Here is a 20,723-nt window from a genome sequence, read left to right as displayed (position 1 = left end):
GTCAGATCATCGCCCGCAGCGGGCCCTGCGGATCGACACCGAAGGAGCTCAGGGCCGACGCGTGATACACGGTGCCCGGCACGTGGATGGCGTGGGCCATCCCGGTGTGGGCGTCGCGCCAGTACCGCTGCAGCGGCTTGTCCATCCGCATCGCGTTGCCGCCGGAGCGGGCGAAGATCTCATCGACGGCGCTGACCGCACGCCACACCGCACGCACCTGGGTGCGCCGCCCGGCCGCACGGTCCTCGAACGAGACCTCCTTGCCGGAGTCCACCATGTCGTAGATCCGGTCCACGTTGGCCAGGATCTCCTGGCGTGCGGCGTTGATATCGGCGGCGGCCTCACCGATCGCGTACATCACGTAGGGGTCGTCCTTGATGGCGGTGCCTGCGGCGCTGACCCGCTCGCGCTGGTAGTCCAGGTGAGCGGCGAGCGCGCCTTCGCAGATGCCGATCGTGGCCGAGGAGATGCCCAGCGGGAACATCGTCGACCACGGCATCAGGTACAGGGTGTCGGTCATCCCGGCTTCGCGCTGGGCAGTGCCGTCCATGACCTTGAACGCGTCCATCACCCGGTACTCGGGCACGAAGGCGTCCTTGACGATGACGTCCTTGGAGCCGGTGCCGCGCAGCCCCACCACATCCCAGGAGTCCTCGACGATGGTGTAGTCCTTGCGCGGCAGGATCATGTGCAGCATCTGTGGCGGCATCTGCACCTTGCCGTCGGCGTCGCTCTTGATGGCGCCCAGGAAGATCCAGTCGCAGTGGTCGGTTCCGGAGCTGAATTGCCAGCGGCCGTTGAAGATGTAGCCGCCGTCGACCGGCCGGGCGATGCCTTGCGGAGCGTAGGGCGAGGCCACCCAGGTGTCGACGTCGTCGGCCCAGATCTCCTCGGCGACCCGCGGGTCGGCATAGGCCAGCTGGTAGGGATGCACGCCGACGACGCCGTTGATCCAACCGGCCGCCGGGTCGAGCGAAGCCAACGCCATCACGGTCTCGGCGAACTCCCGCGGGTGCACTTCCAGGCCGCCGTGCTTGGCCGGCTGAAGCAGCCGGATATGGCCCGCGTCCTTCATCGCCTTGACGGTGACGTCGGTGAGTTGGCCGATCTTCTCGGCCTGTACGGCCTGCTCACGCAGCTGGTCGGCGAGCTCCATCGTCTTGTCGAGCACCGAAGCGGTCATCATGCATCCTTAGTCCAGGTCTGGGCTGTTGGTTTCATCCTGAACCGGCGCGACGGTCGGTATCGGGCAATGTCTCGATGAGCGGGGCAACGTCAGAATTTCGACCTAGTCTGCTGGACATGACCGCAGCAGACGAACTCGACGTGGTCGTCGTCGGCGCCGGATTCGCCGGGCTGTACGCGCTGCACAAGTTCCGCGATCAGGGGCTGTCGGTCCGGGTGTTCGAGGCGGCACCCGAGGTGGGCGGTACCTGGTATTTCAACCGCTATCCGGGAGCCCGGTGCGATGTCGAGAGCGTCGACTACAGCTATTCGTTCTCCGACGAGCTGCAGCAGGAATGGACGTGGACCGAGAAATACGCCACCCAACCGGAGATCCTGGCCTACCTGAACTGGGTTGCCGACACGCTCGACCTTCGCCGGGACATCACTTTCGACACCCGGGTGACCTCAGCGGTCCTGGACGAGAACACGCTGCGCTGGTCGGTGACGACCGAGGACGCCCGGGTGACCACCGCGCGGTTCGTGGTGATGGCGACCGGGGCGTTGTCGGCCGCGATCACGCCTGCGTTCGACGGGCTGGACAGCTTCGGCGGAGAGATCTACCACACCGCGCACTGGCCGCACGAGGGCGTGGATTTCACCGGTAAGCGGGTTGCGGTGATCGGCACGGGTTCCTCAGGTATCCAATCGATCCCGGTCTTCGCCGAGCAGGCGAATCATCTGTATGTCTTTCAGCGCACCCCCAACTACAGCATTCCGGCAGGCAATTCCGTGTTGACCGCCGAGCAGGTCGCCGAGGTGAAGGCCAATTACGCCGAGCGCCGGCGGCTCTCGATGCGAAGTGGTGGCGGCTCGCCCTATGTGGGCACAACCACCCCCACGATGGAGGTCTCGGCGCAGGAGCGGCAGGAGGCATTCGAGAAACGTTGGCGCCTGGGCGGTGTGCTGTTCTCCAAGACGTTCCCCGATCAGCTCACCGACCAAACCGCCAACGACGAGGCGCGAAAATTCTGGGAGGAGAAGGTTCGTGCGGTCATCGACGACGCGGGAGTCGCCGAACTGCTGATACCCGACGATCATCCGATCGGAACCAAGCGAATCTGCACCGATTCCAACTACTTTCAGACCTTCAACCGGCCGAACGTGACGTTGATCAGCGTCCGCCGCACCCCGATCGTGTCGCTCGACCGCACCGGCATCACCACGTCCGCGGAGCACGTGGATCTCGATGCGATCGTGTTCGCCACCGGATTCGACGCACTCACAGGGGCTTTGGGCAAGATCGATATCGTCGGGCGTGGGGGAGAGCGCTTGGCCGAGGACTGGGCCGACGGCCCACGCAGCTACCTGGGTCTTGGTGACGACGGCTTCCCCAACCTGTTCGTCGTGACCGGCCCGGGGGCGCCGGCAGTGCTGGCCAACATGGTCCTGCACGCCGAGGCGCACGTGGATTGGATCGCCGCGGCCATCGGCTATCTCAATGCGAACGGATACGCCGGCATCGAGGCACGCCCTGACGCCGTCGAGAATTGGCTCGCCGAGCTCGACCAGCGCGCTGCCACCACGCTGTTCCCCAAAGCCAACTCGTGGTACCTGGGCGCCAATGTGCCCGGAAAGCCAAGGGTTTTCATGCTCTTCATCGGTGGCTTCGGGGTCTACAACGACATCTGCGCCGAAGTCGCCGCCGACGGATACCGGGGCTTCGACCTGATCAGGAAGAGCTAATCGCGCTGCAGGAAGCTCATCACGGTGCTTTCGAACGCCTGCTTGGCCTCGATCATCACCCAGTGTCCGCAGTTGGGGAACACGTGCAACTCGGCGTTGGCGATGGTGCGCATCGGGATCAGCGCCATATCCAGCGGGCTGACCCGATCATCACGGCCCCACGTCAACAGGGTGGGTGCCTTGACCTTGTGCATGATGGCCCACGGCAGCGGGAAGTCAGCGTTGCGCATCATCTTCGTCATCGCCGCGAACGCCGCCTTGCCGTACATCCGCCGCGCACTCTCGAGGGTCTCGGGATCGGTCGCCAGTGCGAAGCGCTCCTCGATGAGCTGTTCGGTGACCAGTGCCGGGTCGTAGACCATGGAGTTCAGCCAGTCGATGAGCCGCTGACGGGTGGGATCCTCGGTGAACTCCTGGAGCAACCGGATGCCCTCGCTGGGTCCCGAGCTGAAGATGTTGGTGCCGATGCCGCCGATGGTGACCAGCTTGCCGATCCGGTCGCGATGATTGATCGCGAAGTTGATGCCGACGCCGCCGCCCATCGAATTGCCGATGACGTCGACCTTCTCCAGGCCGAGCGCATCGACGAAAGCGGGCACCGCCGCCTGCGCATCCAGCATGGGGTGGCCGCCGAAGTCGTCGCTCACCCCGAATCCGGGGAACTCCAGCACCAGGCACCGATAGCGCTCGGCGAAAAATGCCAGGTTGCCGCGGAAGTTGCGCCAGCCGGTGACTCCCGGCCCGGATCCGTGCAGCAGCAGCAGGGTGGGGCCCTCGCCGGCCTCGTGATAGCGCAGAACGCCCTTCTCGGTGGCGATCTCGCGCTTGGTGCCTTCGTAAGTCGTGTCCACGGGTGCTATCCGACCATCGGATGCGCGGGTGTGGCAACCAGGTGTACCGCTGGCCGGGCGCTCACCTCGGCTGATTCACCATGGCCACATCAGCCTCATGGGTCACAATGTGCGGTAATCTGCTCTCCGAACGCGTGTCTTACGGGCCACGGCGGGCGAAGGGATGCCTATGACCGAAGTGTCTGCGCACGAGGCTGCCCAGACGGTCGCCGAGCACGAGTCGGCGCCGGTGGCATCGCGAACCCGCCTTGACCGCTTCCGCCGCCGCCGTCTGCTGGCGCACGTCAGCATCCTGTCCAAATTGATACTGATGATGGTGCTGTGCACCGTGGTCGCATCAGTGGTGATCGGCGGTATCGCGTTCCAAGCCGGGCGCAGTGAGATGCGCGACGCCGTATTCAGCCGGCTGACCGAGGTGCGGGAGTCCCAGACGCGCGAGCTGACTTCTCAGATCACCGATTTGAGAAATTCGCTGATCATCTATACCCACGGAGTGGTCGCTCGCAACGCGCTCGAGGCGTTCACGGCGGGATTCGACCAGCTGGCAAATGCGCAGATCACTCCCGCGCAATCGCAGACCATCACCGACTACTACAAAAACGGCTTCGTCAAAGAGGTAGAACAGTACAGCGGAACCAAGCTGGATTCCAGCGCTGTGCTTCCCACCTCCAACGCCCAGCGGTATCTGCAGGCCAACTACACCGCGAAACGGCCCCTCAATCTCGACGACGGCGATCAATATTCCATCGATCTGGATAACGCCAACGACGGAAGTGCGTGGTCGGCCGCCAATGCTCAGTATCAAGACTTCTTCCGGCAGATCGTTACACGCTACGAGTTTCAAGACGCGCTTCTGATAGACGGTCGCGGCAATGTCGTCTACAGCGCCTACAAGGATGTAGACCTCGGGACGAACGTCCTCGACGGTCCCTATGCCGGATCCAAATTACACTCGGCGTATTCAAAGGCGATGTCGTCCAACACCGTCGACTATGTCGGGTTCACCGATTTCGAGTTCTATCAGCCGGCCGAAATGCAGCCGACCGCGTGGATGGTGGCGCCGATACTCAAAGACGGCCGCGCTGCCGGGGTGCTGGCCCTGCAGTTTCCGATCACCAAGATCAACCGATTGATGACGTTCGACAAGCGCTGGCGGGAAGTCGGTATGGGTGACACTGGGGAGACGGTGTTGGGCGGTCCCGACGAGCTGATGCGATCGGATTCGAGGGTATTCCTGGAAAACCCTCAGCAGTACAAGACCGACGTCGTCAACGCCGGCACTCCTCCCGACGTCGCCGATATGGCGATCCGGCAGGGTGGCACGACGTTGGTTCAGCCGATGACCTCGGCCGCGACCCGTAACGCCCAAAAGGGCGAGACAGGAACCATCATCACCCAGGACTACCTGGGTCAGGACACGCTGCAGGCCTATGCGCCGGTAGTGATCAAGGACTCCGACCTGCACTGGTCAATCGTTGCGAAAGTGGATACCAGCGAAGCGTTCGCTCGCGAAACCTCGTTCACCAAGACCATGGTTTTGGTCACCACCGGGATCATTTTTGTGGTGTGCCTTCTGGCGATCTATCTGGCGCAGATATTTGTTCGCCCGATCAGGCGGCTTGAAGCCGGGGCGCAGCGGATCAGCGCCGGCGACTACAACGTTGCCATCCCGGTCGATACCCGTGACGAAATCGGTGATCTGACACAGGCTTTCAATGAGATGGGCCGCAGCCTGACCGTTAAGGAAGACCTGCTCAATCAGCAGCGCAAGGAGAACGACGAATTGCTGCGCTCGCTGATGCCCGACTCGCTGGCCGAGCGATTCAAGCAGGGCGAGGAGACGATTGCCTTCGAGCACCAGAATGTGACGGTCATCTTCGCCGATATCATCGGGCTTGAACGACTTCAGGCGGAGTTGGCCCCGGACGCATCGTTGACTTTGATCAACGAACTGATCCGACAGATCGACGCGGCCGCAGAAACGCTCGGCATGGAAACCGTGCGCACCGTACGGAACGGGTATCTGGCCAGCTGTGGGCTCACTGTCCCGAGGTTGGACAATGTCCGCAGGACAGTGGATTTCGCGTTGGAATGCCAGCAGATCGTCAGCCGGTTCAACAACGAGACCGGCAACGACCTCAGTCTGCGAGCCGGTATCGATACCGGCACCGTCAGCAGCGGCCTGCTCGGCAGGCCGTCGGTGGTCTACGACATGTGGGGGTCGGTCGTCAACCTGGCCCACCAGATCAAGGATGGCTCACCGCAACCCGGGATCTATGTCACCTCAGGCGTTCACGACGTCTTACAGGAGACGATGCGGTTCGAGGCGGCTGGGACAACCCTGGTTGAGGGTCAAGCTCAACCGATCTGGCGACTCTCGGAGCGTCGCTGATGGCTGACATCTTCGCCTCGGCGTGGTTCTACTGGGCGGTGGGAATCGCGGTCGGGTTGCCACTGGGCCTGGTCGCGCTCACCGAGTGGCAGCACGCCTTGCAGCGCAAGCAGAGTGTTCTGCTACGGCCCGTCACGATCCTGCGAAATTACTTGCTGCCGCTGGCCGCGCTGCTGCTGTTGATGCTCGAGGCCAATCGGATTCCGCCGCAGGCGACTTCGGTGCGGGTCGTCTCAACGCTGGCGGCCTTCGTGGTGCTGGTCCTGATGCTGTCGGGAATCAACGCAGCACTGTTCCAGAGCGCGCCCGACGGTTCGTGGCGAAAACGGATGCCGTCGATCTTCCTCGACGTGGTGCGGTTCGTGATCATCGCAGTAGGCCTGGCGATGATCTTCGCCTATATCTGGGGCGCGAACGTCAAGGGACTGTTCACTGCTCTCGGTATCACCTCGATCGTCGTCGGCCTCACGCTGCAGAACTCGGTCGGTCAGATCATCTCGGGGCTGCTGATGCTCTTTGAGCAGCCGTTCCGGCTGGGCGACTGGTTGCAAACCCCTCAGGCAAAGGGCCAAGTGGTGGAAGTGAATTGGCGTGCCATCCACCTCGAAACCGGGACAGGGCTTCAGATCACCCCGAACTCGGTGCTTGCCGCGGCATCATTCACCAATCTCAGCCGCCCAGAAGGTAAGCACACGTGCGAGGTGGAGACTGTCTTCGCCCACGACGATCCGCCCGAACGGGTATGCGCCATGCTCACCCTCGCCGCATCGGAGCTTCCGCAGTGCGACCCCAGCCGAAGCCCCAACACCGTTCCGATCGGTGGGATGGTGTATCGGACAAAAATTCCGTTGATATCGCCCGCAGAAGACGGCAAGGCCAAGGCAAGATTCCGGCGCTGGATCTGGTACGCGGCGCGCAGGGAAGGGCTACACCTCGACGAAGCCGACGATACGTTTTCCACTCCGGAGCGGGTCGAAGAGGCCATCTTCAAGGTAGTCGGTCCGACTTTCCGGCTCAGCCACGATGAGCATGAAGACCTGATCGAGCATGCTCGGATCGAGTGCTACGCCGACGGAGAGCGGATACAACGTCCGGGCGAGACCCCGTCCGGAATGACATTCGTCCTAGCGGGAACCGTTCAGATGAACGCGATCACGGAGGACGGGTCTGAAGTTGTCGCCTGGACTCAGGACGAAGGTTCCTTCCTCGGCCAATCCACGTTGACCCGTCAGCCGGTCCTCGGGTCTGCCTACGCCGTCGGGGAAGTCACGGCGGTGTACGTCGGACGCGACAAGATCGCCGAGCTTGTCCAACACAATCCGCGGCTGCTGCAGGAACTGGGCCGAACGATCGAGGAACGTCGTGCACATGTACTGCGGGCGCTCGACCCGACGGCCGAAGTGGACATTGATTGAGCGACATGTCTTCTGCCGGTGCGCATGACCTGGTGGTCGTCGGTGCAGGCATTGTCGGGCTGGCCGTGGCCAGGGAGTGGACCCAACGTCGGCCCGACGCATCGGTGGTGGTCGTCGAGCGTGAGGACGCGCCTGCCCGCCACCAGACCGGCCACAACTCCGGTGTGGTCCATGGCGGGATCTACTATCAGCCGGGATCACTGAAGGCCCGACTCTGCGTCGACGGCGCTCGGCTGATGTACGAGTACTGCGAGCACCACGCCATCAGTCACGAGCGGTGCGGCAAGCTGATCGTCGCGGTGTCAGCCGAGGAACTGGGCCGCCTGGACGACTTGCAGGAGCGTGGCATCGCCAATGCCGTGCCGGGGTTGCGCCGCATCGGCGCCCAGGAAATAGCCGAGATCGAACCCAATGCTGTTGGCCTGCAGGCGCTTCACGCTCCGAACACCGGAATCGTCGACTATCCCGCCGTGGCCCGCACCCTCGTCGCCGAGCTGACCGCCGCGGGTGTGTCGACCCGGTTCGGGACCGAGGTCACCGCGATCGAAGGGGCAGAAAACCCGATCGTCCACACCACCAGCGGACCGTTGCGCGCACACACCGTCATCGCGTGCGCCGGGCTGTGGGCCGACCGCCTGGCCCGTCGGGCAGGGGCGCCCCGCGACCCGCAGATCGTGCCGTTCCGCGGCGCCTACCTCGGACTCAGACCGACGGATTCGCCGCGATTGAACGGCATGATCTATCCGGTGCCCAACCCCGAACTACCGTTTCTCGGAGTGCACATCACCAAGCACATCACCGGCGACGTGACGTTGGGCCCGACTGCGATGATGGTGGGCGCCCGTGACGCATACTCGCTGCGCCGGTTGAACTTCCGCGACTCCTGGGAGACGCTGGCGTGGCCAGGAACTTGGCGAGTCGCGCGCCGGTACTGGCGAGTTGGGGTCGACGAGATCCGGATGGCAGCGAGCCGGCAAGCGTTCGTCACTGCCGCGGCCCGATACATGCCCGGCCTCACCCTGGCCGATCTCGACGGCAGCTCCCACGCTGGTGTCCGAGCCCAGGCCATCGGCCGAGACGGCTCGTTGGTGGACGATTTTGTGATCTCCCGCAACGGACGTATCTCTCACGTTCGCAACGCGCCGTCACCGGCCGCCACGTCGGCGTTCGCGCTCGCGAGCGAACTGGTCGACCGCGTCACCGGCTGAGCGGGACATGCCCGACAACAGGTTCCTCAATCGTCGGTCGGAGTAGTGACGAGATCGACGACGAAGCGGGTCAAAAGGCCGTCCAGTTCGTCGAGTTCGGCAGTCGTCCAAGCCGCGAGAGCCCGTTGCAAGTGGCCAATACGCACGTCGAGCAGTTTCGCCGCCGCGCGCCGCCCTCGCGTAGTGACCTCCACCAACGCGATGCGAAGGTCAGCAGGGTTGGCAGTGCGCGTCACGAATCCCGCGTCGACCAACGAGGTGACTTGCCGCGTCGCCATTCCCATGTCCATGTGTGCGCCACGCGCCAAGGCGCCCATCGCAAGAGGGCCGTGGTCGATGAGGACCCGCAGCAACGCATAGGAAGGTTGCGTCAACGCCACACCGGCCGCGCTGGCGTCCCGGGCGAACAGAGACCGACTGCTGGTCAGGCGCACGACCTGCGCCAGCGTTCGGCTGATCGAGTCGAGAGACTCGTCCTTCGGTGAAGAAGTCACAGCGCGTCCGTTCCGCAGCGTCCGTTCCCTGTGGGGTGTCAGAGTCGTTGATACCAGCCCGGCACCGTCGTGCTGCGCCGGGTGTCGTTGAATGCGAACCATGACCGCACATCCGGCCCGCGTGGGTGCAGCCCTGGCAGTGGCCGCGATGGTGTGCGTGCAGCTCGGGCTTGCGGTGGCGATCGGCCTGATAGGCCGGATCGGGGCCGAAGGCGCCGCGTGGCTGCGGGTGGCCTGGGCCGGGGTGCTGCTGCTGGGTCTTGTGCGCCCGCGGCCCTCGGCGTTCACCCGGGCCACGTTGGGAATCTGCGTGCTGCTGGGCCTGGTGACCGCGTTCACCACGATGTTGTTCATGGCGGCGTTGGCGCGCATCCCGATGGGGACGGCCAGTGCTCTGGAGTTTCTCGGACCGCTGGCCGTGGCGGTCGTCAGCGGCCGCGGGCGAGGGCGCTGGGTGTGGCCGGCGCTGGCCGCAGTCGGCGTCGCGGCACTGACGCAGCCGGCGCAAGGTGCAATCGACCTGGTAGGGGTGGGGTTCGCGCTGGGCGCCGCGGTCTGCTGGGCGGCCTACATCCTGCTGACCCAGCGCGTCGGCGACCGGGTCAGCGGGCTGCAGAGTCTCGGGGTGTCGATGCCGGTTGCCGCAGTCACCGTCACGGCGGCGGTCGGCTGGGCGGTGCTACCCCGGATGACGCCCGACATGATCGTTATCGGCCTCGGGTTGGCCCTGCTGCTGCCGATCGCGCCGTTCGTCCTCGAGTTGCTGGCATTGCGCCGGCTGAATACCGCGGCCTTCGGGACGCTGATGAGCCTGGAGCCGGCGCTGGCACTGCTGATCGGGTTCGTCGTCGTACATCAGGTGCCCAACTCGTGGGCGATCTTCGGAGTCGGCTTCGTCGTCGCCGCGGGGATCGGCGCGGCCCGCGCCGGAACGCGCGATACACCGACGCCCGTTCAGCCCGGGTAGCTCAGCCCCATTCGTGGTTCATCGCACGCGAGTCGGTGACGTCTTCGGTCGAGGTGTCCCGCAGCTTCGGTCGGGTGATCGCGATCAGCAGCATCGCGGCGGCGGCGGTGATCGCGCCGAGGGCGAAGATCACGGTGAAGCTGCTCTCCGGGGTGTGGCCGTGGTCCGACCGGCCCAGCAGTACCGCGACGATCGCGGCGGCGATCGAACTACCGACGGTGCGCGCGATGGCGTTCATGCTTGTCGCGACCCCGGTTTCGCCTGCGTCGACCTCGCGCACGACCAAGGCGGGCAACGCGCCGTAGGCCAGGCTGATGTAGGCGTTGGCCAGCACGCCGGCCAGGATCACCTGCCACGGCTGGTGGTGCAGGACGGCCAGCAGCACGAACCCGAGGACGCCGGCCCCGGCGCCGACCATCAGCACCGCGCGGGCACCGAAGCGGTCGATGTAGCGACCGCTGGCCACCGCGGTCACAAAGCCGGCGAGCGCGCCGGGCAGCAGGAACACGACGCTGGCCCCGAGCACCGTCGCGCCGAAGCCGTAGCCGCTACCGGCGGGCGCCTGGACGAAGTCGGTGAGCCCGAGGAACGCGAAGTACAGGCCCATTCCGACCAGGATCGTCGCGAGATTGGTCAACAAAATCGGGCGGCGCGACAGCATCGCCGTCGACACCAACGGGTGCGGGCTGCGGCGTTCCCACCACCACCAGGCGCTCAACACCGCCAACCCGGCGGCCAGGCAGCCGATCGTGCATGCCGATACCCATCCCCAGCCGTGGCCCTGGGTGATCGCCAGCAGCACCGCGGACAGACCCAACGCCAGCCCGGCCGCGCCCGCCCAGTCGACCGTTCCCTCCGAACTTCGTGGGCGGGTCGGCAGGACGGCTACTACGGCGATGATCACCAGCAGGGTGAACACCGTCGTCAACCAGAACACCCGGTGATAGCCGGCGTCACCGCGCATCAACAGCCCGGTGACGACCAGGCCCATGCCGCCGCCGAATCCGAGCGAGCCGGACAACACGGCCATGGCACGCATGAGGCGGTCGGTGGGCAGCTCCTCGCGGAGAATCGACACCCCGATCGGGTACAGCGAATACGACGCACCTTGCAACACCCGCGCGATGATGAGCAGCGGAAGCGAGGACGTCAACGCCGCCAGCAGCGAGCCGGCGAGCACAATCCCGAGGACCGCCAGCAGCACCCCCTTTTTGCTGTACAGATCGGCAAGGCGGCCGATGAGGGGAGTGGTCGCCGCCGCCGCGAGAAGGTTGGCCGTCACCGCCCAGCTGACGTCGACCGGGGACGCATGCAGCTGTCGGGCCATCACGCCGAGGACCGGCACGACACCGGTCTGCAGCACCGCCACGGTCAGGGCGACGACGCTCAGCGTGGCCACGAGCAGGCCGGGCCGGTGATACCCGGCGCCGGCGTGGGTGGCTTGGAGGTCCGACACGTAGTTGATTATGTCGTCTAAGCACCAAGTGCCGGACGCCGGAGGGGGCTATGCGAGGATGCCCGGATGGCCACCCGACCGGCGCATTTCATTTCCGATCCCGACGGCAACTTCCATCCGACGGAGAATGCCCGCAGCCGCTGGGGTGACGACATGCTCAACGGGCCCGCCGTGGTGAGCCTGGCCGCATTCACGCTCGAGCAGCGGTTCGGCCTGCCCGAGTTTCTGCCGGCCCGGCTCACGGTCGACTTGTTCAAGGCGGCACGCCGGGTGCCGACGACGGTGCGCGTCCGGCTGATTCGTGACGGCAGGCGGATCCGAAATTCGGAATGCGACGTCCTTCAGGGCGAGGCGATCGTCGCGCGGGCGACGATGGTGCAGTACCGGCTGTCCGAGCCGCCGCCCGGCGAAGAATGGATGGCCCACACCGAGTTCACCCCGCCGGCCGGTGGCGACCGGCACGGCTACTTCATCGGCAGCGACGATGTCGGCTGGCTCGCCGACGGGGGCGCGCACCAGAACACGTCCCGCAAACGCGTCTACCACTGCCCGATCGATGTGGTCGCCGGTCACGACATCACCCCGTTCGTCCGCACCGTCGTCGTCGCCGAGGCAACCAGCTTGGTCAGCAATCTCGGCACCAAGGGCATCGGCTATATCAACGGCGATCTGACGGTCGCGCTCTCCCGGCTGCCACAGTCGGAACACATTGGTGTGCAAGGTGATTCACACTGGACCTCGGAGGGCATCTCGGTCGGAGCCGGGACGCTGTTCGACGACGCAGGCCCGTTCGCGACAGGTCTGGTCACCGCGATCGCGAACCCGGCGGCTCAGATCGACTTCAGCAAACCCGACACGATCCCGACGCTGAACGTCTGAGTCATAGCAACGCGCACAGTCGGTCATGCGGTAACGCGGGGGAGCGGTGTCCGTCTCGACCCACCATGTCGGCGTTGACCACCAACGCATTGAGAACGGCCTCCTCCACGCTGTGCACGACCGCGGCGTAGAAGTCGTCCATCCGGCCCCACGGCAGGAATCGCAGGTGGCCGAATTCGTCGTCGCCGACCGGACCGATGGGGAACCGGCTGGCCAGGTCCGGCGCGTCGGCGGTCGAGAAGGCCAGAAAGATGTCTCCGGAGAAATGACTGCCGGTGGTGCCGGTGCGGGCCAGCCCAAGCGGCACCCGCCGGGCCAATGCCTTGCACTGCCCGGGTAGCAGCGGTGCGTCAGTGGCGATCACGACGATCACCGAACCGGCTCCCGGCGGCGGCCGGTTGAGGTCGCGCTCGAACCAGTCGCCGTCGAGCGGATTCTCGACGTCCAGGTGCGGGCCGACGAGGCGGCCGGCCACGGTGAGTTCATGGCGCGCACCGAAATTCGCTTGGACGAAGGCACCCACGGTGAAGGTGTGGTTTCCGTACTGCACCAGCCGGGACGCAGTTCCGTTGCCGCCCTTGAACTCATAGCAATTCATCCCGGTGCCGCCGCCGACGGACCCTTCCGGCACCGGACCGCCGGTGGCGTGATCCAGTGCCGCTTCGGCGTGTTCGGGGCGCACATGCCCGCCATTGATGTCATTGAGGTAGCCGTCCCACGTCTCGGCGCACACCGGCAGCAGCCACTGACGGGCCAGCACCGGATCGGTCCGGTTCACCCAGGAGATCGAACCCGCGTGGCAGGCGCCGACAGCATGTGTATTCGACAGCAGCACAGGAAGAGTGAACGCACCGGACTCCTCGATCCAGGTGGTGCCGGTCATCTCGCCGTTGCCGTTGAGGGAGAACCAGCCTGCGGCGCATGGCCTGCCGAGTCCGGCCCGGCCGCGGGGCAGGATCGCGGTGACGCCGGTGCGCACCGGTCCGCTGCCCACGACCAGTGCTCCGTCGCCGGACACCAGGGTCGTCACGCCGACCTCGACGCCGGCCACATCGGTGATGGCGTTCAGTGGGCCCGGTTCGCCGGCAAGCGGGATGTCCAGTCCACGAGCCCGAGGCCGGCCGTCGGCGGTGAATGCCGCTGGAGACGTCATCCGGCCGACCCTACCGTCGGCTGCCGGACGAGGAAGTCCAAGAAAACCACGGACGCCGGGGAAGGCTCGATGACCTTCCCCAGCGCCGCCTGGCGTTCGCACCACACCCCCCATAGCTGTGGTGCGAACCATCAGGCGATTCCGGCGCCCCCCGTCGGAACCCGTGTGTCGTCTGATGCTGTAGCAAAGTTATCGGGCCGATATCGAGGTGCGCACGCGTAGTGCACTACTCGATTTCAGCTTCTTCTCAGGTTGACCACCTGGTGCCTGCGTCAACGTGTGCGCGAGGGCATGATCATCGGTGCCGACCGACGACGAACGGGGAGATCGATGACTGGGCGCGCTGATGTGCTGATCACCGCTGAAGCGTTGGTCCATCGATTGGCATCCGGTGATCCGGTGACCGTGCTCGACGTGCGGTGGACCTTGAGCGAACCGGACGGGCGGCAGCACTACTTGCGGGGCCACGTTCCCGGCGCGGTCTATGTATCGCTCGACGACGACCTGAGCGACCACACGGTGCCCGGCCGCGGACGGCACCCGCTGCCGTCTGGACCTGCGGTGCAGGTCGCCGCGCGTCGCTGGGGGATCCGGGCGGGGCAGACCGTGGTCGTCTACGACGACTGGAACCGGGCCGGCTCGGCGCGGGCGTGGTGGGTGCTGACGGCGGCAGGCATCTCGGACGTCCGCATTCTCGACGGCGGCTGGGCGGCCTGGAAAGCGGCTGGTGGGCGTGTGGACGCCGGTCCGGTCGAACCGTCTCCGGGCGACGTCACGGTGGCACACGACGACCTGTACGCCGGTGCGCTGCCCACCCTGACCGCCGACCAGGTCGGCAGCGGGCCGTTGCTGGATGCGCGTGCGCCGGACCGCTTCCGCGGTGAGGTGGAACCGGTCGATGCGGTAGCCGGGCACATCCCCGGGGCGCGCAACCTGCCCAGTACGGAACTGCTGACCGGGGACCAGAGCTTCATCAGCGATAGCGCGCTCGAAGAACTACTGGCCGCACGCGACATCGACCCCGACGGACCGATCGGTGTGTATTGCGGATCAGGCATCACCGCGGCGGTCGCCGTCGCCGCGTTGACCGCCGCAGGCCGCGACGCCGCCCTCTTCCCCGGATCGTGGTCGCAATGGAGTTCGGACCCCGACCGGCCGGTCGCCTGCGGCGAGCAATGAGAAGTGGCCATGGAGACTTTCCTGACGGCGCGAGGTCTGAACGACCAGACCATGCGAACCCAAATAGTGACGCACGAACGGGAGGTTCGCCGATCGTGACCGTGGTCGAACGCGAAACACAGGACGAGACAAGGGTTCCTGAGTCGAGACTGCAGCGGTGGGAGGCACTGGCCGAGTGGCCGCTTGCGGCGTGCGCCGCGGCGTTCCTCGCCCTGTTCTCGGTCAAGGTGCTGGGACAGCCGCAGGGCTTGAACAAGCACATCATCCACGGGTTGCTCTTCACGCTCTACCTGCCGTTCGTCGTCGACTACGTCGCGCGCCTGACGCTGGCCGAGCAGCGCGCGCGGTGGTTCTTTCGGCACCTTCTCGACCTGGTGGTCGTCGTCCTGCCCCTGATGGGTCCCCTGCTGTTGCTGCGGTTGGTGGCCTTGGTTGGGGCGTTGCAGCGGGCCATCGGCGACGCCATCAGAGGCCGTGTCGTGGCTTACACCGCGTTCAGCGCTGTCCTGCTGGTCTATGCCGCGTCGCTCGCGGTGTTGCAGGTCGAACGGCCCGCATCGGGAGCCAACATCACGAGCTTCGGCGACGCCGTGTGGTGGTCGGTCACCACGATCACCACCGTTGGCTACGGTGACCTCTACCCGGTGACCGTGCTGGGCAGAATTGTCGCGGCGCTTCTCATGATCGGGGGGATCAGCATGGTCGGTGCGATCACCGCCACGATCGCGAGCTGGATCGTGCAGCGTGTCTCTGCCGAGGACAGCGCTCAGCAAGCCGCCACCGTGGCGCACATCGAAAGTCTCCAGGCCGAAGTCGCACGTCTCGCGGATCTTGTTGCCGCGCAGTTGGACACGAGAAGCCGGTGAACCGCGGGCCGTTCGACGGCAAGGCCGTGATCACCGGTGCGGGCAAGTCACAGGTCGGTCGCCGACTGGGCCGTACCGGGCTGGAGCTGACAATCGAAGCCGTTCTGCGTGCGATCGCCGACGCCGGACTCGATGTCGACGACGTCGACGGCATCGCCAGCTACCCTGGCGCGGTCGCCGCCAACCCGGGCTTCTCCGGCGCCAACGTCACCGAGGTGCGTACCGCTCTGGGCCTGCGAAGCAGGTGGTACATGTCCGGACTGGAGACTGCGGGCCAAATCGGACCCGTGATCGAAGCCTGTATGGCCGTCACCCTCGGTCTGGCCAACCACGTTGTGGTGTACCGGTCGGTGTGGGAGTCCACCGCCGCGCAGCAGGCAGGCGGGGGCCACGCATCGGTGCTGCTCGGCGGGGGCGGGAAGCTGCCCCCGCAGATGGAGTGGACAGCGCCGTTCGGGGCGCTGTCGGCGGCCAACTGGCTGGCGATGCCGGCGCAGCGATACATGCACGACTTCGGGCTCACCCGTGAACAACTCGGTGCGATCGCGCTCAACGCCCGGCGCAACGCCGGCCGCAATCCCGACGCCGTCTACCGGGATCCGCTCACGATGGAGGATTATCTGGCCGCGCGGATGATCTCGGAACCCTTGTGCCTCTACGACTGCGATGTGCCCTGCGACGGGGCGACCGCAGTCATCGTCTCGCGCCGGGACGCCTGCGGCGGTTTGCCCCGCCACGCGTTGACCGTCGAGTCGGTCGGGCCGGGAATGTTCGAAAGGCCAACGTGGGAACAACGTTTCGACCTCACCACGATGGCAGCCCACGATTCGGCCGCCACTCTGTGGGAGCACACTGAGCTGCGGCCAAGTGACGTAGACATGGCTCAGCTGTACGACGGCTTCAGCTTCCTGACCGTGATGTGGTTGGAGGCGTTGGGATTCTGCGAACACGGCCGAGTCGGTGAGTTCATCGAGGGCGGTGACCGGATCGCCCTCGACGGGCAGCTGCCACTCAACACCAGCGGCGGGCAGCTGTCCGGAGGACGGCTGCACGGCATGGGCTTCCTGCACGAGGCCTGTGTGCAGCTGTGGGGCGAGGGTGGCGAACGCCAAGCTCCACGCGTTCCTGAGGTCGTTGCGATCGGTGTCGGCGGAGGTCCCGTCGCGGGTTCGATGGTGGTGAGCAGCCGATGAGCTATCAACGACCAGGGTTACGGCTCGCGCCCAGCCCCACGCCGGAGTCAGAGGCGTTTTGGACCGGCGGCCGCGACGGCCACCTCCTCATCAGCCGCTGCCGCGCGTGCGGCCATTTCTTTCACCCGCCCGGGCCGGCTTGCTGGCGTTGCCGCAGCACCGATGTCGCACCGGAGAAGGTCTCCGGGCGAGCCACCGTTGCGGCGTTCAGCGTCGACCGGCAACCCTGGATCCCGGGTTTTGAGCCGCCCTACATCGTGGCGATCGTCGAGATTGCCGAGGATCCAGGGGTTCGGCTGATCACCAATGTCGTGGACGTCGAGCCGGCGGACATGCGCATCGGGCTCGAGGTCGAGGTGTTCTTCGAAGATTGGACCGGGTTGTCCGGCGGCGAGGACACCCGAGTGTGGATCCCGTTGTTTCGACCCGTCGCTGTCTGACAGGCTGCACTCAACCGTTGCGAGGCAACGGGATTGCGGTCAGTCGCGGACCCAGACCGAGATGTAGCCGATGGGGATGCCGGTCCGGGCGGCGATGCATTCGCGGGCTGCCAATTCGACCTCGTCGCGCGCCGTCGCCTCGGTGGCATCGTTGATCTCGGGGATTCGGACAAGCCACCGGTTGCTCTCGAACCGAATGTCGATTTCGAAGCACTGACCGGCCATCGGCCGAAGTACCTGGTGGGTGCGAAGACCCCGTTGCGGACGAGTGGAAAAGCCGCGAGTTCTGTAATGAGTACGCATCTTCAAGCTTTCCGAAACGATTCTGGGCCGCGGGAAAAGATACTCCCTGTGACCCGGAATACAAAATCGCGGTGCAGCCACGATGAGCAGTCAACCTGGCGGATCCTCGCCATCGGATCGGCTAGGCCGGCGCAGTCGTCCTCGGCGACAGCGGGTTCCGGGCATCAGCTCTGCCCAGGAACTATCCAGCTTCGGAACATACGATTGCATTGGTGCCGCTAGCGCCGCATAGACAATTCACAGCTTCAGCTGACCCGAAGGGCAGGTGTGGGTGGCCAGATTGCTTGCTGTGGACGCGCCGACTTCCGTCGACTGGCCGCCGAAATTTGACTCTGCCCTGAGCGGTGAGGGCGACAAGGCCAAGTCGGCCCCGATCGTCATGCCTGACGGTAAGGCGTCGCCATCGGCCGCTGAGACACCGGCGCCGATCATCGCGGCGGGCGGGGTGCCGACGACCAGTACCAGCACGACGTCGACGCCCATTGTGATGCCGGGCAGCTGAGCTCAGTGGAACCCGGTGCAGTAGACGCCGAGCATTGCCGCGAAAACCACGATCACCCAACCGCTGGTAACGGCCTTGAGCCACCACGGCGCCCGGCGAACCTCCATGAAATGCCACATCACCAGCTGCGTTTTCGCGGCCGCGATCAGGAGCACGACGGTGGTGACCGTCGCGTTGAGCTGATGGGCGGCCCCGCCGTCGCGGGAGACCAACCACGATACGACCGTAACCGCCGTCAACAGCGCCCACACGATGGTCAGCGGGTTGCGGATCAACGACGACATCGTCACCTCATCAAGTAGAACGTCGCGAACAGGACCAGCCACAAGACATCGACCATGTGCCAGTAGGTGGCACCGGTCTCCACGAACGACACCTTCGGTGTCGTCGACATTTTCAGATTCCGGATCACGAAACACAGAATGATGAGACCGAGCAGCACGTGGCACAGATGCAGTCCGGTCATCACGAAGTAGAACATGAAGAACAGATTGGCCCCGGGCGTGATGCCGGCGGTGATCTCCGGAATCCATTCGAACATCTTCAGGATCGGGAACACCGCACCCAAGCCCACCGCGACGGCGAAGCGGCGCAACGCGTCCGCGGAGTTACCGGCTCGTGCTGCGGTGGTCCCGAGCACCACGAACAACGAACTGGTCAGCAGCACAACGGTATTGATCGCGCCGATGTCCACGTTGAGCCGGGCTTGGCTCTGCAGGAAAAGATCTGGGTTCTGGCCGCGGTAGTACACATAGGCGACGAAGTAGATCCCGAAGATGACCAGGTCGCCAATGACGAAGAACCACATGCTCGGATCGCCGGGGATGTGACCCCGCGCGTCGGGAGCCGGGTTGGGGTCGCCGAGGTGGTCGGAGCGTCCTTCGGCGACCTCGGTCATGCGTTCGCCCCGGCGCGCGGATCACCTGTGGCGGTGTGAAGGTCGGCGTTGTCGAGTTCGTCCTCGGGCTGTCGCTTGATCGACCGGTAGATGCATGTGTAGACAACCATCTGCCACGACACGTAGAGCACCACGGTGAACCAGAACGTCATCAGCCCGTTCCACGCGAACGGGCCCGACTTGTTGATCCACACCGGCGCAGCCATCAGCTCCGTCATGTACTGCCACACGGTGTAGTAGCCCAACCACTTCGGCAGGACGTTGTTCTTGTCGAGAAGGATGGCCAGCCCGAACGCCATCCACATGACACAGAAGCAGCCAAGGGATCCGATGAACGCCAGATAGCCGAAGTCGTAGAGCATCGAGAGCACGGCTGGGCTGTAGCCCGGGCGAAAGGCGCCCACGCCGAAGCAGAACATCGGGAACAGCATGCCGACGATGGCGCCGGTGATGGCGCCCATCATCAGCGTGTAGCGGAAGGCGGGGCTGACCGACATCCGTTTGATCTGCATGAGATACACCGCATTTGACACCGGCGCGAGTCCGAAAGTGAGCGTCAGCAGGACACACGCGATGAGCAGGTTGTGGGACTGCATGAAAGCGACGATCTGTGACGTGGGGGCGCTCGGCGATCTCGGTGGCATCATCCAACTCAGCGGCACGAACACCAGCCCGAATACGTTGAAGAAGAACGGCACACTCCAGAAGGTGATCCATTGGTCCAGCTTGCGGTTCCCGGGCCGCCGCGGGGCGTGCCCGGCGGGGGGAGCCGTCGACACTCCGGTCATGCGAGGGCTTCTCGCTCATCGCCTTGATGGTTCACCGCACGCAGAAGAACGACGAACATCACCACGATGTAGGCAGCAAAAGTCAGCAGCCGCAACGTGAATGACAGCGGGCCGTTCCAAGCCAGGGGACCGGTCTTGACCAGAATCGAAAACGCGCTCGGAGCGAGTAGCGCAACAGTGGCGACGTTGAAGTGCGCCGCCCAGCGGGGGAAGACCGGATCGGGTCGCTCGTCGAGGTACACGCTCAGCGCGAAGCACAGATTCTGCACGATGATGGTGCCGACCGGCGCGATGAAGAAGAACCAGGCCATGTCATTGAGCAAGCTGATGAGTTCGGGATCGCGGTCAGGTCTGAAAGCCGCCATGCCCCAGCAATAGTCGGCGAGGATGAAGGCTGTTGTCCCGACGCCGACGCAGATGATATAGGCGTAGGTCAGGACCACGCTGGAGGTTGCGACGCGTGATATCTGGACCGCCGTCACCGCGAAGAGCGGGATCAGGGAACCGGCAATCAGGTTGCACAGAATCGCGACGCCGAGCACGCCGGTCGCATTCTCCCGGAAGAACGCCGCAACCTCGTCGGGGGACAAGGTCGGGGACAGCGGTGGGGAGAAGACCGGGAACAGTACGTAGGCCAGAGCGAGCAGAGCTGCCGCAGGCGGCGCGGTCCACAGCAGAATGCGCTGACCTCGTGTGTTCATTGAACTTTTTGTAGCACGTTCGCTGACAGATGACAACGAAATTCGACGGGCGTGTAGGGGAATCTTCGCGTTGTGCGGCTTATTGGGTGACATCTGTCGGTGAACGGAACGTGTGCGGCACAATGGAG

21 protein-coding genes are annotated in these 20,723 nt (G+C 65.2%); 10 read left to right on the top strand and 11 right to left on the bottom strand.

All coding sequences use genetic code 11. The annotated features are described in order from the left end of the window. Position 1: 1 nt before the first annotated feature. Complete coding sequence (locus tag Y900_RS25830) at positions 2-1,183, bottom strand: acyl-CoA dehydrogenase family protein (RefSeq protein ID WP_036347839.1); 1,182 nt, start codon at positions 1,181-1,183, stop codon at positions 2-4. 119 nt (positions 1,184-1,302) lie between these two features. Here Y900_RS25830 and Y900_RS25825 point away from each other — a divergent pair, with 119 nt between their 5' ends. Next, positions 1,303-2,910, top strand: a complete 1,608-nt coding sequence (locus tag Y900_RS25825; protein WP_036345274.1) for a flavin-containing monooxygenase — start codon at positions 1,303-1,305, stop codon at positions 2,908-2,910. Here Y900_RS25825 and Y900_RS25820 read toward each other — a convergent pair. Continuing rightward, positions 2,907-3,761 carry an alpha/beta fold hydrolase gene (locus Y900_RS25820; protein WP_051660273.1) on the bottom strand — a complete coding sequence of 285 codons (855 nt, stop codon included), beginning with the start codon at positions 3,759-3,761 and terminating at the stop codon, positions 2,907-2,909. The genes Y900_RS25825 and Y900_RS25820 overlap by 4 nt on opposite strands. Positions 3,762-3,930: 169 nt before the next feature. Here Y900_RS25820 and Y900_RS25815 point away from each other — a divergent pair, with 169 nt between their 5' ends. From Y900_RS25815 to lhgO, 3 genes are read left to right on the top strand one after another with little or no spacing between them, the layout of a single operon-like run. Beyond that, entirely contained in the window at positions 3,931-6,153 is a 2,223-nt protein-coding gene (locus tag Y900_RS25815) for an adenylate/guanylate cyclase domain-containing protein (protein ID WP_081845244.1), read from the top strand. Then, a complete protein-coding gene (locus Y900_RS25810; protein WP_036345272.1) occupies positions 6,153-7,568 on the top strand; it encodes a mechanosensitive ion channel domain-containing protein in 1,416 nt (471 codons plus the stop codon). Before Y900_RS25815 ends, Y900_RS25810 begins: the two co-directional genes overlap by 1 nt. A gap of 5 nt (positions 7,569-7,573) precedes the next feature. Next, positions 7,574-8,776 (top strand): L-2-hydroxyglutarate dehydrogenase, encoded by a 1,203-nt coding sequence (gene lhgO, locus Y900_RS25805; RefSeq protein WP_036345271.1) that lies wholly within the window; start codon positions 7,574-7,576, stop codon positions 8,774-8,776. 26 nt (positions 8,777-8,802) lie between these two features. Here lhgO and Y900_RS25800 read toward each other — a convergent pair whose 3' ends face one another. Continuing rightward, complete coding sequence (locus Y900_RS25800; RefSeq protein WP_036345269.1) at positions 8,803-9,270, bottom strand: MarR family winged helix-turn-helix transcriptional regulator; 468 nt, start codon at positions 9,268-9,270, stop codon at positions 8,803-8,805. Positions 9,271-9,370: 100 nt separating this feature from the next. Between Y900_RS25800 and Y900_RS25795 the strand changes: the two genes are divergently transcribed. Then, complete coding sequence (locus Y900_RS25795; protein WP_036347837.1) at positions 9,371-10,237, top strand: EamA family transporter; 867 nt, start codon at positions 9,371-9,373, stop codon at positions 10,235-10,237. 1 nt (position 10,238) lies between these two features. On the opposite strand, the gene Y900_RS25790 is transcribed toward Y900_RS25795, so the two are convergent. Further along, entirely contained in the window at positions 10,239-11,693 is a 1,455-nt protein-coding gene (locus tag Y900_RS25790) for an MFS transporter (RefSeq protein ID WP_036345268.1), read from the bottom strand. A 66-nt stretch (positions 11,694-11,759) separates the two neighbouring features. On the opposite strand from Y900_RS25790, the gene Y900_RS25785 reads away from it, so the two are divergent. Continuing rightward, complete coding sequence (locus tag Y900_RS25785) at positions 11,760-12,572, top strand: acyl-CoA thioesterase domain-containing protein (RefSeq protein ID WP_036345267.1); 813 nt, start codon at positions 11,760-11,762, stop codon at positions 12,570-12,572. A gap of 1 nt (position 12,573) precedes the next feature. Here the strand turns inward: Y900_RS25785 and Y900_RS25780 are convergent, their stop codons facing one another. Then, the gene (locus tag Y900_RS25780) at positions 12,574-13,725 is read right to left on the bottom strand and encodes a DmpA family aminopeptidase (protein WP_036345266.1); all 1,152 of its coding nucleotides are present in this window, start codon (positions 13,723-13,725) and stop codon (positions 12,574-12,576) included. A 330-nt stretch (positions 13,726-14,055) separates the two neighbouring features. Between Y900_RS25780 and Y900_RS25775 the strand changes: the two genes are divergently transcribed. The 4 genes from Y900_RS25775 to Y900_RS25760 all read left to right on the top strand — a co-directional run bounded on the left by Y900_RS25775 (position 14,056) and on the right by Y900_RS25760 (position 17,403). After that, a complete protein-coding gene (locus Y900_RS25775) occupies positions 14,056-14,904 on the top strand; it encodes a sulfurtransferase (protein ID WP_036347834.1) in 849 nt (282 codons plus the stop codon). Positions 14,905-14,999: 95 nt separating this feature from the next. After that, complete coding sequence (locus tag Y900_RS25770) at positions 15,000-15,770, top strand: potassium channel family protein (RefSeq protein ID WP_420329787.1); 771 nt, start codon at positions 15,000-15,002, stop codon at positions 15,768-15,770. Beyond that, positions 15,767-16,963, top strand: coding sequence for a thiolase family protein (locus tag Y900_RS25765; protein ID WP_036345265.1), 1,197 nt, complete (start codon positions 15,767-15,769; stop codon positions 16,961-16,963). Before Y900_RS25770 ends, Y900_RS25765 begins: the two co-directional genes overlap by 4 nt. Next, complete coding sequence (locus tag Y900_RS25760) at positions 16,960-17,403, top strand: Zn-ribbon domain-containing OB-fold protein (RefSeq protein ID WP_036345263.1); 444 nt, start codon at positions 16,960-16,962, stop codon at positions 17,401-17,403. Before Y900_RS25765 ends, Y900_RS25760 begins: the two co-directional genes overlap by 4 nt. Before the next feature lie 39 nt (positions 17,404-17,442). Here Y900_RS25760 and Y900_RS25755 read toward each other — a convergent pair whose 3' ends face one another. From Y900_RS25755 to Y900_RS25730, 6 genes are all read right to left on the bottom strand, one after another. Further along, positions 17,443-17,628 (bottom strand): hypothetical protein, encoded by a 186-nt coding sequence (locus tag Y900_RS25755; RefSeq protein ID WP_036345262.1) that lies wholly within the window; start codon positions 17,626-17,628, stop codon positions 17,443-17,445. A 315-nt stretch (positions 17,629-17,943) separates the two neighbouring features. Continuing rightward, positions 17,944-18,189, bottom strand: a complete 246-nt coding sequence (locus tag Y900_RS25750) for a hypothetical protein (RefSeq protein ID WP_036345261.1) — start codon at positions 18,187-18,189, stop codon at positions 17,944-17,946. Positions 18,190-18,210: 21 nt separating this feature from the next. Next, positions 18,211-18,492 (bottom strand): cytochrome C oxidase subunit IV family protein, encoded by a 282-nt coding sequence (locus tag Y900_RS25745; protein ID WP_036345260.1) that lies wholly within the window; start codon positions 18,490-18,492, stop codon positions 18,211-18,213. 2 nt (positions 18,493-18,494) lie between these two features. Continuing rightward, a complete protein-coding gene (locus Y900_RS25740; RefSeq protein WP_036345259.1) occupies positions 18,495-19,106 on the bottom strand; it encodes a cytochrome c oxidase subunit 3 family protein in 612 nt (203 codons plus the stop codon). Next, positions 19,103-19,894, bottom strand: coding sequence for a hypothetical protein (locus tag Y900_RS25735; protein ID WP_036345258.1), 792 nt, complete (start codon positions 19,892-19,894; stop codon positions 19,103-19,105). The genes Y900_RS25740 and Y900_RS25735 overlap by 4 nt, the downstream gene beginning before the upstream one ends. After that, a complete protein-coding gene (locus Y900_RS25730) occupies positions 19,891-20,595 on the bottom strand; it encodes a hypothetical protein (protein WP_036345257.1) in 705 nt (234 codons plus the stop codon). Before Y900_RS25730 ends, Y900_RS25735 begins: the two co-directional genes overlap by 4 nt. Positions 20,596-20,723: the final 128 nt, after the last annotated feature.

This window comes from Mycolicibacterium aromaticivorans JS19b1 = JCM 16368 (assembly GCF_000559085.1).
Taxonomy (GTDB): domain Bacteria; phylum Actinomycetota; class Actinomycetes; order Mycobacteriales; family Mycobacteriaceae; genus Mycobacterium; species Mycobacterium aromaticivorans.
The sequence above is the reverse complement of the archived record's forward strand: the minus strand, read 5'-3'. Positions and strand labels throughout refer to the sequence as shown.

Bases quoted from the DNA above. Each gene is read 5' to 3' on its own strand.
- Y900_RS25755 (WP_036345262.1), bottom strand. From the start codon at position 17,628: ATGGCCGGTCAGTGCTTCGAAATCGACATTCGGTTCGAGAGCAACCGG.
- Y900_RS25745 (WP_036345260.1), bottom strand. From the start codon at position 18,492: ATGTCGTCGTTGATCCGCAACCCGCTGACCATCGTGTGGGCGCTGTTG.
- Y900_RS25830 (WP_036347839.1), bottom strand. From the start codon at position 1,183: ATGACCGCTTCGGTGCTCGACAAGACGATGGAGCTCGCCGACCAGCTG.
- Y900_RS25785 (WP_036345267.1), top strand. From the start codon at position 11,760: ATGGCCACCCGACCGGCGCATTTCATTTCCGATCCCGACGGCAACTTC.
- Y900_RS25750 (WP_036345261.1), bottom strand. From the start codon at position 18,189: ATGGGCGTCGACGTCGTGCTGGTACTGGTCGTCGGCACCCCGCCCGCC.
- lhgO (WP_036345271.1), top strand. From the start codon at position 7,574: ATGTCTTCTGCCGGTGCGCATGACCTGGTGGTCGTCGGTGCAGGCATT.
- Y900_RS25735 (WP_036345258.1), bottom strand. From the start codon at position 19,894: ATGACCGGAGTGTCGACGGCTCCCCCCGCCGGGCACGCCCCGCGGCGG.
- Y900_RS25760 (WP_036345263.1), top strand. From the start codon at position 16,960: ATGAGCTATCAACGACCAGGGTTACGGCTCGCGCCCAGCCCCACGCCG.
- Y900_RS25815 (WP_081845244.1), top strand. From the start codon at position 3,931: ATGACCGAAGTGTCTGCGCACGAGGCTGCCCAGACGGTCGCCGAGCAC.
- Y900_RS25795 (WP_036347837.1), top strand. From the start codon at position 9,371: ATGACCGCACATCCGGCCCGCGTGGGTGCAGCCCTGGCAGTGGCCGCG.
- Y900_RS25780 (WP_036345266.1), bottom strand. From the start codon at position 13,725: ATGACGTCTCCAGCGGCATTCACCGCCGACGGCCGGCCTCGGGCTCGT.
- Y900_RS25730 (WP_036345257.1), bottom strand. From the start codon at position 20,595: ATGAACACACGAGGTCAGCGCATTCTGCTGTGGACCGCGCCGCCTGCG.
- Y900_RS25810 (WP_036345272.1), top strand. From the start codon at position 6,153: ATGGCTGACATCTTCGCCTCGGCGTGGTTCTACTGGGCGGTGGGAATC.
- Y900_RS25825 (WP_036345274.1), top strand. From the start codon at position 1,303: ATGACCGCAGCAGACGAACTCGACGTGGTCGTCGTCGGCGCCGGATTC.
- Y900_RS25740 (WP_036345259.1), bottom strand. From the start codon at position 19,106: ATGACCGAGGTCGCCGAAGGACGCTCCGACCACCTCGGCGACCCCAAC.
- Y900_RS25775 (WP_036347834.1), top strand. From the start codon at position 14,056: ATGACTGGGCGCGCTGATGTGCTGATCACCGCTGAAGCGTTGGTCCAT.